Annotated in this window: 13 protein-coding genes; 8 read left to right on the top strand and 5 right to left on the bottom strand. The window is 56.1% G+C overall.

Features of this window, described 5'->3' with window-relative positions; all coding sequences use genetic code 11:
• Nucleotides 1-342, top strand: a 342-nt coding sequence (locus tag JMF85_RS05475; protein ID WP_201317873.1) for an LPXTG cell wall anchor domain-containing protein, incomplete at its 5' end; no start/stop codon positions are given.
• On the top strand, nt 339-1,265 hold the full coding sequence (locus JMF85_RS05480; RefSeq protein ID WP_230876371.1) for a DUF4340 domain-containing protein: 927 nt from the start codon (nt 339-341) through the stop codon (nt 1,263-1,265). The genes JMF85_RS05475 and JMF85_RS05480, both read left to right, overlap by 4 nt.
• A 394-nt stretch (nt 1,266-1,659) precedes the next feature.
• Here JMF85_RS05480 and JMF85_RS05485 read toward each other — a convergent pair whose 3' ends face one another.
• The 5 genes from JMF85_RS05485 to JMF85_RS05505 form a co-directional block, all read right to left on the bottom strand.
• Nucleotides 1,660-2,466 (bottom strand): ABC transporter ATP-binding protein, encoded by an 807-nt coding sequence (locus JMF85_RS05485; RefSeq protein ID WP_155615763.1) that lies wholly within the window; start codon nt 2,464-2,466, stop codon nt 1,660-1,662.
• Between the two features lie 56 nt (nt 2,467-2,522).
• Nucleotides 2,523-3,293, bottom strand: a complete 771-nt coding sequence (locus JMF85_RS05490) for an ABC transporter permease (protein WP_127608702.1) — start codon at nt 3,291-3,293, stop codon at nt 2,523-2,525.
• 1 nt (nt 3,294) lies between these two features.
• Complete coding sequence (locus JMF85_RS05495; RefSeq protein WP_155615764.1) at nt 3,295-4,425, bottom strand: ABC transporter substrate-binding protein; 1,131 nt, start codon at nt 4,423-4,425, stop codon at nt 3,295-3,297.
• Between the two features lie 64 nt (nt 4,426-4,489).
• Complete coding sequence (locus JMF85_RS05500; RefSeq protein ID WP_054798284.1) at nt 4,490-4,726, bottom strand: 4Fe-4S dicluster domain-containing protein; 237 nt, start codon at nt 4,724-4,726, stop codon at nt 4,490-4,492.
• Entirely contained in the window at nt 4,707-6,428 is a 1,722-nt protein-coding gene (locus JMF85_RS05505; protein ID WP_141336635.1) for a fumarate reductase/succinate dehydrogenase flavoprotein subunit, read from the bottom strand. The genes JMF85_RS05500 and JMF85_RS05505 overlap by 20 nt, the downstream gene beginning before the upstream one ends.
• Before the next feature lie 309 nt (nt 6,429-6,737).
• On the opposite strand from JMF85_RS05505, the gene JMF85_RS05510 reads away from it, so the two are divergent.
• From JMF85_RS05510 to pcrA, 6 genes are all read left to right on the top strand, one after another.
• Nucleotides 6,738-7,943: a helix-turn-helix domain-containing protein gene (locus tag JMF85_RS05510; RefSeq protein ID WP_230876372.1), complete on the top strand. Its 1,206-nt coding sequence runs from the start codon at nt 6,738-6,740 to the stop codon at nt 7,941-7,943.
• A 300-nt stretch (nt 7,944-8,243) separates the two neighbouring features.
• Entirely contained in the window at nt 8,244-8,471 is a 228-nt protein-coding gene (locus tag JMF85_RS05515) for a hypothetical protein (protein WP_155615765.1), read from the top strand.
• 26 nt (nt 8,472-8,497) lie between these two features.
• On the top strand, nt 8,498-9,445 hold the full coding sequence (locus JMF85_RS05520) for a spore coat protein (RefSeq protein ID WP_155615766.1): 948 nt from the start codon (nt 8,498-8,500) through the stop codon (nt 9,443-9,445).
• Nucleotides 9,446-9,796: 351 nt separating this feature from the next.
• The gene (locus tag JMF85_RS05525) at nt 9,797-10,384 is read left to right on the top strand and encodes a hypothetical protein (RefSeq protein ID WP_054798286.1); all 588 of its coding nucleotides are present in this window, start codon (nt 9,797-9,799) and stop codon (nt 10,382-10,384) included.
• 170 nt (nt 10,385-10,554) lie between these two features.
• Nucleotides 10,555-11,250, top strand: a complete 696-nt coding sequence (gene pcrB, locus JMF85_RS05530) for a heptaprenylglyceryl phosphate synthase (RefSeq protein ID WP_155615767.1) — start codon at nt 10,555-10,557, stop codon at nt 11,248-11,250.
• A gap of 16 nt (nt 11,251-11,266) precedes the next feature.
• Nucleotides 11,267-13,273: DNA helicase PcrA (gene pcrA / locus JMF85_RS05535; protein ID WP_201317874.1), on the top strand; the 2,007-nt coding region annotated here is incomplete at its 3' end.

Genomic DNA, 13,273 nt, shown 5'->3' on the forward strand with positions numbered 1-13,273 from the left:
AGCAAGAAGGACGCAGCCGACGTGGCGGGACCGCTCGAGCTCGGCTTTGTCGTGGAGAATAAGGAGAAGAAGCCGAAGGCGGTCGTGCTCGGCGGTTCGACATTCCTCGTCGATCGATACATCCAGCAGCAGGGCAACCGGGACTTCGCGCTGAACAGCGTCGGTTGGCTGCAGGAGCAGAAGGATCAAGTGACGATCCGGCCGCGGGAAGGCGACAACTTGTCGACAGCGCTCGTGACGGGCGAGCAGGCGAACATGATTTTCCTGGGTACCGTCGTAGTCTTCCCGCTGTTGTTCCTCCTGATCGGCGGCTTCATTTGGTGGAGGAGGAGAAAAGGATGAGACGATTGATCCCGACGATCGTGTTGGTGGTACTGTGCATCGGGGGATTCTGGTATGCGTCGAGTCAAGATTTTTTTAAAGAGAAAACGCAAGAGGCGCCTGCCCTTGTAACGGTGAAGAAGGAAGAAGTGGCAAGCTATACAGTTAAGAACGGCGATACGGAAACGGTACTGGAGCGTAAGGACGGCGGATGGACGATGACGAAGCCGACCGCGCTTCCTCTGGACAGCAGCTCGGCGGACGCATGGGTGGATACGTTCGTTTCGGTGAAAAAGGATAAGGTCGTGACCGCTGCGGCAGCCGAACTGGAGCAGTTCGGCTTGGCCGCGCCGAAGCAGATGTTCACCGTGAAGCTGGTGGACGGCGGGGAACGGACGCTGGCCGTCGGCGACCTCGTCCCGGTCGGCGGCTCGTATTATGCGAAGCTCGGCGATGCGCCGGAGGTGTTCCAGCTCGCCGAGTTGACCGTGAAGTCGCTGGCGAAGCAGCCGGTCGATTTTATGGAGAAGCGGGCTGTGAAGGTCGAGTACGAGAAGGTACGCGCGTTGACCGTGGACTGGAAGGGCGCGGCTTGGACGTTAACGAAGACGGAGCCTGACAAGTCGTCGTTCGAATCCAAGTGGAAGCTCGGCGAACGCGAGTTGACCGGTACGGATGCGACCGGGTTCTTGGACCGGGCGGCGTCTTTGGTCACGGAGCAGCAGGCGAAGCGCGCATCCGAGGTGCAGGGGCTTGATCAGCCGGACCTGCGGATCGAGCTGAAGGTCGCCGGCGAAGCCGCAGGCGCGGAGACGACCGTCGCGTACGCGGGCAAGGCCGCGGGGGACGTCGTGTGGATCTCGCAGCAGGGCGGTGAATGGGCGTTTGCCGTACCGACGGCAGCCGTGCAGGAGCTGGCCGACAAGGCGAAGGCAGCGCCGTAAGGAGGCGGCGGGCGGGCTGCAAGCGCAGCTCCGGCGCATTCGCGGCGAAGTCCCCGCCCGAAGGAAAGCTATCCGCCATTGCTTGCTCACCAATAGGCCAAGGGTACAAGGCCGGCAAGGATACCTCAGGGTATGCTTGCCGGCCTTTGCTGTATCGACGGCGAACTCAAATGGGCTCATGCTGTGGGGGACGCCCCCGGTTCATGCACCGCGGTTAACGCCGGTAACTCTCGTCTCGGTACTACGGCTATACCCGCATTTGAACCGGTGCTGCACCGTCTTGGGGCCAGAGCTGGATGAGCCGGGAAAAACTGAAGCCGGGACGGCAAAAAATCCCCGACCTTAGCCAAGTCAGGGATCTGGCTTAAGTAGCTCGGCTCCCGGCCCGGAAGGCTTACTCCGTCGCCGTTTGCTGCAAGAGCGTTTGAGAAACCGCATGCGGGTACGATCTGATCTTCTCGTCTTCCAATAAGTCCAGCAGCCGGGCGCGCAGTTCCACGAACCTCGCGTCGGTCCGTCTGCGCGGACGCGGCAAATTGACGGTGACCGTTTCTTTGATCCGTCCGGGTCTGGGAGACATGACGACGATACGGTCCGCCATGTAGATCGCTTCCTCCACATCGTGCGTGACCAGCACGAAGGTGATGTTTTCTCGCTCCCAGATCCGGACGACTTCTTCCTGCATTTTTTGCCTCAGGATCGCGTCCAGTGCAGCGAAAGGCTCATCCATGAGCAGGATTTGCGGGTTCAGGCATAACGCGCGGGCGATGGCTACCCGTTGGCGCATGCCGCCGGAGAGCTGCTTCGGGTATAAATGAGCGGAATCGGCAAGTCCGAACCTCATTAAATATTGATCAAGGAGCTCCCGCTGACGACGGCGCGGAATACGTTTCATCGCCATGCCGAACCGGATGTTGCCGCGAACGGTGAGCCACGGAAAGAGCGCGTAATCCTGAAAAATAAAGCCGCGCTCGGTCGAAGGCCCTTTCACCGGCGAGCCGTCGATTTGGATCTCGCCTCCGGTCGGTTCCTCAATACCGGAGATTAGTTTCAGCAGCGTACTTTTGCCGCATCCCGACGGACCGAGCAAACAAACAAACTCCGATTTGGCTATCGATAACTGAATATCCTGCAGCGCATGCACCGACTGGCTCGTCCCTGCCCCGTATTCTTTAAACACCTGCTTTAATTCGACAAACAAGGGCCATCACCCCGATCTTTTAGTTTGATAACTGAAGTCTTGCATCCTTCCATACCTTACTGCCAGCGAATAAGAAACCGTTCAACCGTCCGCACGAACGCCGACGATAAATAACCGAGCGCCCCGATCGTAAACATGCCGATAATCGACTCCTTGTAATCGAGCAGGTGATACGCCTGCCAGGTGGAATAGCCAATGCCCGTCTGACCGGACATCATTTCCCCTGTAATGACCCCCATCCATGACGCCCCGATGCCGACAGACAAGCCCGTGAATATTTCAGGTGCCATCGCAGGCAAATATACGCTCCAGACGGCCCGGACCGGACCGCAGCCCAGGCAGCGGGCGGCTTGCACCAGTGCCGGGGAAACACGCCTCGCTGCATCCCGCGAGCTGATCAGGATGGGAAAGAAAGCACCGATGAAGGTAATAAAAATAATGCTGCTTTCGATCGTGCGGAATAATAGCATCGCGACCGGCAAATAAGCAATGAGCGGAATCGGCCGGAACAGCTCCAGGTTGGTGTACAGCGTATGGTTCGCAGTCCGTTTGAGGCCGATCCATAAGCCAAGAGGCACCGCCGTCGTGAAGCCGAGAGCGATGCCCGTCAGCACGCGGGATGTACTGATCGCTATGTCCTGCCGATATTGGGGGGTAAACAAATTACGATACCATTCCGCCAGGATATCGATAGGGTCCGGCAGGTTGCCGAACTGGAGCGGCCAGTGGATGTTGACATCCACGGCCCATTTCCAGAGCAAAACGAAGGCGGCTACCGAAACGGCTCGAAGCAGCAGCCCAGGGACTTGCAGCCTGGTTTGTCTCATTTTAGTAAACCTTCCCTTGAATCCAGTCTCCCTGCAGCTCAGCGTCGGTCAAATACGTTCCACCGGTCGATTGGATCGCTTCCCTTAAATACGAATCGTCGACGAAAGCGTTTAGATCCAGCTTCTTCTGCAGCTTTCCGATGCTTGACAGAAACTCGATGCTTCCATTCAGCGTGTTCAAGTCTTTCTTGTAGACGGCCGCATTGAAACGGATGTTTTGCACCATTTTGACGCACACCTCATGCGGGAACTTGCTTTCTTCCTCAAAAATTTTAGCCGTCTCCTCCGGGTTATTCCGCGCAAACTCATGAGCCTCGTTCAGCGCCCTTAGAAAGGCGATGACATAAGCTTTGTTCGCCTTTGCCCAGTCCAGGTTGGCGACGACACCGGCCAAGTAATCGATTTGCGTCGCTTCGCCGAACTGCAGCACGGTGCCGATCCCTTTTTGCTGCATGAGGGTAGGGTAGGGTTCCCATGTGGAGTGAGCCGCAATTTTGTTCTGTTCGATGCTTTGCATCCCGACGGTTACCGATTGATCGACGACCGTCACTTGATCGACCAAGCCTTCCTTGCGGAGCGAATCGAGCAGCATACGGTGCGCACTGCTTCCGATCGGGGTCGATATGGTCTTGCCCTTCAAATCAGCGATTGCCTTGATGTCGCTGCCCTTGGGCACGAGAATGGCCTGGTTGCGGCCTTGAACGCCTTTACCGTCGAATGCGAGGAAGACGGAATGGTAGTTCGGCTGCGTAATACCGAGAACCCCGTTCAGCAGAGAAGGCATGTCGCCGAGGAAAGAAATCTGGATTTTCCCGCCGTTCATGTTGTTGTTCAAGACCGAACCGGCAGGCGCGTCGAACCATTCCACCTTCACACGGCTGTCCGGCGCGACCTCCTTCAAGTGTTTTTCAAACAGTTTTTTGTTCTTTATAATGAGTGCTCCCCACGTCTGTGCCGTAGGAGATTGATACCCGATCGTCACAGTTGCCTCTTCCGCCTGTGCGGCGGAAGATCCCGCAGGGGAGGAAGAGGCGGTCTCGGACGTGCTGCCGGATGCTCCGCAAGCTTGCAGCAGAACGGACGTTAGGACCAGGACCAAGAGTAAGCTTACAGTTCGGATACGATTCGACATGGGGATTCCCCGCCTTCCTAGTAGAAATCATAATTAATGAGATGATGTCGTTTGACCGATGGGTTTATCGGACCAAATAGGGGATATTCACGCGCACCGCATCAACCGGGCAGTCGGTTTGGCATGGGGTGCAGTACCAGCATTCGTCGTATTTCATATACGCTTTTCCGTCTTTGTCCAGTGCGAGAATGCCCATCGGGCATACCTGAACGCAGATATCACAGCCGATGCACTTATCCCGGTCGATGATGACGCTTGCTTCCACCCGTTGCGAAACGAAATTAGCTGACCGATTGCTCATGTTTACTCACTCCTTCTTCGGATGATGGTCGTTGGGGCTCGAATATATACGGCGGCAGATCACGCGTGGTCAGCTGCGTTTCGCCGTCAGCGCCTTTCTTCACAATGACTCGCTTCAGCCAGTTGGCATCGTCGCGCTCCGGATAATCGAGATAATAGTGGTAAAAGCCCCAGCGGCTTTCCTTGCGGAACAACGACGCTTTCGCCATAAGCTCGGCGCAGTCGACGATGCTGTGAATTTCAAGCGCTCTTCCGAGCTCGTGCGGATCGTTCGCGCCGAGCAGCTCCAGGTCGACGCGGCGGAAGTGCTCGATTTTCTCCAGGGCGATTTCCATCTTCGTCGTGGTCTTGGGCGGCATCAAATATTGGGTGACGATACGGCGGATCTTGTACTCCACCTGCTGATGCGGAACACCGTTCGGGTTCGCGCGCAGCCTTTCGATCCGCGCTCTTTCCGCCTCGATTTGCGACGGATCCGCGCCAAGCCGCTCCGTCTGTGCAGCATAGTTCGAAGCGTTCGTACCGGCGACTTTGCCGAAGGTCAGCGCACCGAGCAAATATTGATGGGGAACCGACGCCATATCTCCCGCCGCATACAGTCCTTCCATCGACGTTTCCGCTTCGTGATTGACGAGAACGCCGGAAGCGCTGTGACCGCTGCAGAGCCCTACTTCGGAGAAATGCAGCTCCACCATATCCGTCCTGTAGTCTTTGCCCCGTCCGGCATGGAAGCGGTCGCGGCTCGGCCGCTCGTTGTGGTGCAGGATCGATTCAATCTTGGAGATCGTCTCGTCGTCCAGGTGCGTCAGCTTGAGGAACAACGGCCATTCGCCTTTATTGGCCAGCTTCCACATATTCATGATCAGCTCGCCGCTCCAATAATCGCAGCCCGTTACCCGCTCGCCATTCACATTGGCGGTATAGCCGCCAAACGGACCGGCCACATAGGCACAGGCGGGGCCGTTATAATCTTTCATCGTCGGATTGATCTGATAGCACTCGATTCCGGTCAGCTCAGCTCCGGCATGATAAGCCATCGCGAATCCTTCGCCGGAGTTCGTCGGGTTCTCGTAGGTGCTGTACAGGTAGCCCGAATCGGTAAGACCCATACGTCCCGCCGCACCGGCCGTCAGGACGACGGCCTTCGCGTGTACGACCACGAGCTCGCCGGTCGTTACGTCTACGCCAAGTGCGCCGACTACGCGGTTACCCTGCGTCAGCAGTCTTGTCGCCATGACGCGGTTGACGACTTTGCAGCGCATCTGCTTTACCTTTTTGGCGAGAATCAGCTTTAAGTCGCTCGCTTTCGGCATCGGCAGAACATAACGCCCTTTCCGGTGCACACGGTAAACCTCATAATTGCCCTCGGCATCCTTCTCGAAATCGACCCCCCACGAATCGAGCTCCTTTACGATGTCGTAACATTCGGACGCTTGTCGGTAAACGGCCCGTTGATCGATAATGCCGTCGTTCGAGTCGGTAATTTCCCGCGTATATTCCTCGGGCGTGGCTTTCCCCGGAATGACGGCGTTGTTCAACCCGTCCATACCCATACTGATTGCTCCGCTCCGCCGGATATCGGCTTTGTCGAGAACAAGCACCTGTACGTCAGGATTCGCCTGCTTCGCCTTAATGGCGGCCATCGTTCCCGCCGTGCCGCCGCCGACAATCAACACATCGGTCGTATATTCCCTTGTCTGCATAACCTATTCTCCTCCCTCAATGCAAATAAGACACAGCGATCCTTTGGAGAAAGGCGCAGTGTCTCTGGTTAACCAGTTGACATCGAATTAATTCCTAGTGGTTTACTTTGTATTACACAACCCGAATGATAGCATCCCCCGATTGAGGGAGTCAATAAGGGGATGAACATTGAGCAGCAATAGACGATCAATGAGCAACAAATCCATTAAATGGAAATTTTACTCATCTTGATGCAAGGGAGGTCATTCGTTAAAATAAAATTATTCCAATTTGTATTATCGGATTTCACGGAAAAGGGGGCGTTCTTGTTGTTTCCCAAGGATAAAGGCTTCAGGCTGATTACTTTACAAGAGGCGATGAGCGTATTCGGTATTAGCCGCGCTACGATAGACCGCTGGCGCCGAAGCAAGCAGCTGCCGACCATCAAGATTGGCAAAGAAGTGTTCTTTGATCCCGACGAACTGCAGATGTGGATTAAATCCCACTCCGTATGCGGGGCTGCGGCGGACCGGCCGGAAAGCGCGCCTGCCGAGAGCCTGACCGTCTCCATCGGGTATCAGAGCGGAACGGCGCATATGTGGAGCCCGCTAATTATGAAGGAGCTTGGGTTCTTCGAAGAGGAGCTGCGCAAACAATTTCCGCATCGTCCTATTAAGGTCTTGTGGCATAATGCGGAGAACGGCCTGGAACTGGTGGAAGGCCTTATTTCGGGCTTGATCCAAATTGCCTCGCTCGGCGATTACCCGATACGCATCTGCAGCTCACTGGGGAAACTGCTGCCGAATTTTCAACCCGTACTGCTCGCCTTTGACGGAAAAACCCGGAATGGCAAAGGCATATCGGTCGTCGTTCCGTCAAACAGCATCATAAGAAAGCCGGATGATCTTGCGAACGTGACCATCTCGACCGTTGCCAATTCCAGCGCGGGCATGCGCCTGAATCGGCTTCTTACCTCGATCGGCGCAGCGGAACAAGAGCATCCTAACGTCATCCACCGGTCAATGAGCGAAAGCCTGACAGACATCGTCGATAGACGCGTCGGCGCCAGCGCAATGTGGGAGCCGTACTTGAGCCTGCTGCGGCACTGGGGCGCGGGCACGGTACTTTTTGAGGAAGGCATGTATGAGGACTACTTGACCGGCCTGGTGGCGGGCGAGCGATGGGCGGCCAACAACGAGGCTATCGTTATCGCTTATTTGAAGGCTCACGTTCGGGTGCACCAGCTGATGCGCAGCGAGCCTGCAAGCGCCGCCAAGCGGGTGCAGGCATCGACCGGAATCCCTCAAACCGTCGCTTGGCGGGTGCTCTCGAACGTCCGCTGGGATGCAGCGGTTTACCCGCGAGATCTGAACACGCTGCAGAGGTTGGAGGAACGCTTTCCGGGAATGGCGCCGGAGCTTTACCCTATTCGTGCCAAGACCGATTACTTGAACATTGCTCTGGAGGAAATGGGTTTGCCCTCGATCGAAGCGTCTCCTCAAGGAAATGAATGGCCAAGGGAGCAAATGTATTGAGCGGGTGGCCATTCGTTCGGCTTCTTCTCTCCTCCTTGTAATCAAGAAGACGGCCTAACGATTAAGGTGGTTGAACCCTCATCCTTTTCTCCAAGCGGACGCGATGGTTCCGTTCCCGGAGGGAGGGGTGATTTTTTTATTCCCCCGATACATAATTTCCCACTGGCCGGACATCCTAATCTTGGTTGATTTAGAAGGTATAGTTTGTTTGCATCAACCGTAACAAAACGCGCCAGTCCTTGCAGCACAAGGGTGGCAAAGCCGTTTATCCTGGTCAACTGAGGAAAGGAGGACCCATCCATGTATAACCAACAACTATCCGTCAACTCGGTAAGCTCCAAGGAGCTGTCCTACATCTCCGATTGCCTGAAAAACGAAGAGCTGCTCGCCAAAATCGCCGTACAAGGCGTAGCGGAGAGCCAAAACCAACAGCTCAAGCAAAAGCTGGCGCAAATCGCGCAGGATCGTCTGCAAAACACCGACCAATTGTTAAGAACGCTGCAGCAGCATACACAAATGTCCCATTAAGGCATACATAGGAGGTCCGGCAAAGCATGTACCAGCAAAATCAAATGATCAACACGCAGGCGGGGCAAGCCCAAGCGCTTCACCTGCACTTGAATGAACAGGATGTCGCCAATCTCGTTTTATCCGAATTGAAACGTACGGCGCGCGAGTATACGACGGCGGCGCTTGAAGCGACGCATCCGGCGATTCGCCAAATGTTCGCAAGCCTATCGCAAAAGACGCTGCAAGACCAGGCGGAGCTCTTTGACGTGCTGTCGCAGTTGGGCGGTTACGGCTCGATCAAGATGGCCACGCAGCAGGAAGTGCAGCAGGAGCTTTCGCAGCAAATTCAGAAAGCCGAGAAACTGCAGGCGATTGTGCAGCAGGCGGTGTACGGCTCTTTCGCCGGCGGCGCTTATCAGCAGCCATTCGGACAACAACAGCCATCGTTCCAACCCTCGCAGCCATCGTACGCCCAGATGCCGGGCTATGCGGCAGGCTCGTCACATTACGGCGGCATGCTCTCGTCGTCGGTCTCCGGGCAACAGAACCAAAGCCAGACGTCATCGGCCGGCTACAGTCAATCGCCGGCAGCTTCGAGCTTCGGCTCGTCCGTTCAAACGGGTTACGGCTACGGCGCATCTTCGGTAGAAGACTCGGAACACAACAATGTGAAATCTTCCGTTTCCGGCACGGACGTCTCTGATTATTACGCGACCAAGGCGTCGCAGGACTACACGAACGCGAGCGCCGGCGCCAAATACGGTTCGAACCAACAGGCATACGGCAGCCAAAACCAGCAGGAGCAAAGCTACGCTTCGACCGGCTACAACGCTTCGGCGACAGGACGCCAAGGCCAAAGCGCCACCGGTTACGGCTTCAACGGCTCCTCCGACGCGGCGACGAGCTCAAGCGTGTCATCAAGCTCGAACGGTATCCAGAACAAAGCGCAATCCGCGCAGCAGCAAGCGAACGCCAGTAAATACGTATTTTAAGGTGAGCAGCCTTCTGGCTGAAAAATCCCCCGGCACAAGCCGGGGGACCCAAGCTATAATAGATAATTCATCGTATCCATCCGTCCCTGATGGTCCGATTCCAGCAGGAGCAGATCCTCTTCGGAACAATTTCGGTTTCTGCATATGGATTCCCCTTTTTTAAATCCGGAACTACGGAATGCCTGAATGAGATAGCAAAAATTCGCGGGAACCTCCTTTTTTGGGGGTGGCAGCTCCGCACCAGCTTCGCCCCGCGTCAGGAAAAAGGCTCCACATGGCGCAGGAAAGTATACTTTTTCGTTTTTGACCCATAATACGAAAAAAACGCCATGACGGAAGGGGCCTCATTCCATGAGAACGATCCTGACCTTAGCGCTCGCCGCGGCGCTGCTTGCCGGTTGCCAGTCGCAAAGCGCCGGCGATGCCGCCGATATGAAAACGATGCAGAAGACGGTAGGGCGCGAGCGTCTCCTGCAAACGATCGGCCAAATTACGCCGCCCTCAATGGATAAAAGCGTAATGACCCAGTCCGACGAGCAAATCATCGGCTGGATCAAGCAAATCGACGATTGGACGCATCAAGTGCTGTCCTCCCCGGTTACCGGCGAAATGGACAAATACGCGATGGAAGAGATGCGGACCACACTCATGCAGGTGTATAACCGGGAGATGGCCGACCGGATGCTCGCCTACTTCTACCGGCGCGACGATCGTCTGGGAACGTATCAGGCGAACAGCACGAAGGCCATGCTCGGGCTGCGCAGCGAGTGGGGGAAATACGAGCTGAAGAAATCACAGCCCGACGCGAGCAAATACCGGGTCTCGCTCAGCGGGGCGAATGTGCAGCAGGATTTGGCCAAGTCGGTCATGCAGCACGAGTCGGAATACCTCATCGAGGGAGATCGATTGAGAATTACCGAGTTCAAAACCGTCTCATAACGGGACGGATTCACACGAAGCAGAACGGTCCGCGGAAGCGCGCCGGTCTGCTTTCTTTTTTGGGAGCAATTTGGTAAAATATACGAACGTATATTCTCTATTCGTTTCATTGACACGTCCTGCAGGGTAGCATAGACTACTTGTAGATGGAAGGACAGGAGGCTTTTGCTTTGCATTTGCAATTGGAGCAGTGGAGACACGTGTTTAAGCTGGACCCGGACCGTGAATTGTCCGATGAAGCGCTCGAGCGGATATGTCTGTCCGGCACCGATGCGGTTATGGTCGGGGGCTCGTCGGGCGTCACGTTCGACAACACCGTCGATTTGCTTGCCCGCATTCGCCGCTACGAGGTGCCGTGTGTGCTCGAAGTATCCGAGCAGGAGGCGATTGTGCCCGGGTTCGACTTGTTTCTGATTCCGATCGTGCTGAATGCGCGCAATCCGGAATGGATCGTCGGCCGTCAGCGGCAGGCGCTGCGAGAATATGGCGCCATTATGGATTGGTCGCAGATCGTGACCGAAGGCTACATTATATTGAATGGCGATTCAACAGCGGCGCGGGTGACCGATGCCGAGGCGGAGCTCGATTTGAAGGACGTGGAGGCTTACGCACGCATGGCGGATCGTTTATTCCGCTGCCCGATCGTTTATATGGAATACAGCGGAATGTTCGGCAATATGGACGATGTGAAGCGGGTTCGCGGGCTGCTCGCCACGGCAAGGCTGTTTTACGGCGGCGGGGTGGATAGTCCGGAGAAAGCGGTCGAGGCGACCCGGTCCGCACATACCGTCGTAGTCGGCAACGCCGTTTACCACGATTTGGAGCAGGCGCTGGCGACTGTGAAGGCGGTCAAGGAATCCGTGTAGAAAGGGCAGGTAAACGATGAACGAACCTATAGATATTTTCAAAGCGATAGAGAAGCTCAATCCGCAGCAGGCGCGGGCGGTCCAGGCGGTGGACGGGCCGTTGCTGATCATGGCGGGAGCCGGTTCCGGCAAGACGCGCGTGCTGACGCATCGGATCGCTTATCTGATAGCGACGCGCAAAGCGGCGCCCTGGAGCATTCTTGCCATTACGTTTACGAACAAGGCGGCTCGCGAGATGCAGGAGCGGGTCAGTGCGCTCGTTGGCCCGCAGGGGCAGGACATTTGGGTGTCGACGTTCCACTCGATGTGCGTTCGTATATTGCGCAGAGACATTACGCGGCTCGATTTTTCATCGAATTTTACGATTCTCGACTCTGGCGATCAGCTGTCGGTCATCAAGAATTGTATGAAAGAGTTGAACATCGATTCGAAGAAATTCGAACCGAAGTCGATCCAGGCGGCGATCAGCAACGCCAAGAACGAACTGCTCACGCCGGAGCTGTTCGAACGGAAGATCGGCGACTACTTCGACGGCCTTGTGGCGAAAGTGTATACGCTGTATCAGAAGAAGCTGAAATTCAACAACTCGCTGGACTTCGACGACTTGATCATGATGACGATCGAACTGTTCAAGCAGGTGCCGGAAGTGCTCGATTTCTATCAAAACAAGTTCCAATATATCCACGTGGACGAGTATCAGGATACGAACCGCGCGCAATATATGCTGACCCGGATGCTGGCGGACAAGCACAAGCGCATTTGCGTCGTCGGCGACAGCGACCAGTCGATCTACCGCTGGCGGGGCGCGGACATCAGCAACATTCTCGATTTCGAGAAGGATTACCCGAACGCGACGACGATTCTGCTCGAGCAGAACTACCGTTCGACATCGACGATTTTGAATGCGGCGAACAAGATCATTGCCAACAACGCCGGACGCAAGCCGAAGAATTTGTGGACCGACAAGGGCGAAGGCGAGAAGATTCGCCTGTACCAAGCCGATTCGGAGCACGAAGAAGGATACTACATCACCGGTCAAATTCGTAAAAACGTGGAGAAGGGCCGACGCTTCAAGGACCACGCGATTTTATACCGGACGAACGCCCAGTCCCGGGTCATCGAGGAAATTCTCATCAAATCGGACATTCCCTATCAGATCGTCGGCGGCGTAAAGTTCTACGACCGTAAAGAAATCAAGGATATTTTGGCTTATTTGCGTCTGGTCTCCAATCCGGACGACGACATCAGCTTCGCGCGGATCGTCAACGTGCCTAAGCGCGGCATCGGCGATACGACCCTCGATAAGCTGGCGGCGGCTGCCGCCCAATACGGCGTATCCATGTTCGCGATGCTGGAGAACGTGGGCAGCTTGGACATCAGCGCCAGGACGCGGAGCGCGCTGACGGAATTCCGCGAGATGATCGAGAACTTGTATCGCATGGTCGATTATTTGTCGGTTACCGAATTAACGGAGAAAATGCTTGAAATGTCGGCGTATCGGGAAGAATTGAAGCGAGAAAACACGATCGAGTCGCAAGCCCGCCTCGAGAACATCGACGAGTTTCTGTCGGTGACCATGGACTTCGAGAAGCGCAATGAAGACAAGTCGCTTGTCTCTTTCTTGACCGATCTTGCGTTGATTGCCGATATCGATTCGATGAATGAGGATCCCGAAGCGGGCAAGCAGGGCGTCGTGCTGATGACCATGCACAGCGCCAAAGGCCTCGAGTTCCCCGTCGTCTTCATCGTCGGCCTCGAGGAAAGCGTCTTTCCGCATTCCCGGGCGCTGATGGACAACGAGGAGCTCGAGGAAGAGCGGCGGCTCGCTTACGTCGGCATCACCCGCGCCGAGGAAGAGCTCTACCTGACGTGCGCGCGGATGCGCACGCTGTTCGGCCGGACGGCGGCGAATGCGCCGTCCCGGTTCCTGCACGAGCTGCCGCAGGAGCTCGTGGAGAACGCTCGCGCGGGCGGCGGCGCGTTCGCCCCGCGCAGCGGCAGCGGCGCCGCGTGGGAGCGCGGC

The sequence above is a fragment of the Paenibacillus sp. EPM92 genome, assembly GCF_016586185.1.
Taxonomy (GTDB): domain Bacteria; phylum Bacillota; class Bacilli; order Paenibacillales; family NBRC-103111; genus Paenibacillus_G; species Paenibacillus_G validus.

Excerpts from the sequence above, each read along its gene's own strand:
- JMF85_RS05500 (WP_054798284.1), bottom strand. The coding sequence starts at position 4,726 with ATGAGCAATCGGTCAGCTAATTTCGTTTCGCAACGGGTGGAAGCAAGC.
- JMF85_RS05490 (WP_127608702.1), bottom strand. The coding sequence starts at position 3,293 with ATGAGACAAACCAGGCTGCAAGTCCCTGGGCTGCTGCTTCGAGCCGTT.
- JMF85_RS05495 (WP_155615764.1), bottom strand. The coding sequence starts at position 4,425 with ATGTCGAATCGTATCCGAACTGTAAGCTTACTCTTGGTCCTGGTCCTA.
- JMF85_RS05525 (WP_054798286.1), top strand. The coding sequence starts at position 9,797 with ATGAGAACGATCCTGACCTTAGCGCTCGCCGCGGCGCTGCTTGCCGGT.
- JMF85_RS05505 (WP_141336635.1), bottom strand. The coding sequence starts at position 6,428 with ATGCAGACAAGGGAATATACGACCGATGTGTTGATTGTCGGCGGCGGC.
- JMF85_RS05520 (WP_155615766.1), top strand. The coding sequence starts at position 8,498 with ATGTACCAGCAAAATCAAATGATCAACACGCAGGCGGGGCAAGCCCAA.
- JMF85_RS05480 (WP_230876371.1), top strand. The coding sequence starts at position 339 with ATGAGACGATTGATCCCGACGATCGTGTTGGTGGTACTGTGCATCGGG.
- JMF85_RS05515 (WP_155615765.1), top strand. The coding sequence starts at position 8,244 with ATGTATAACCAACAACTATCCGTCAACTCGGTAAGCTCCAAGGAGCTG.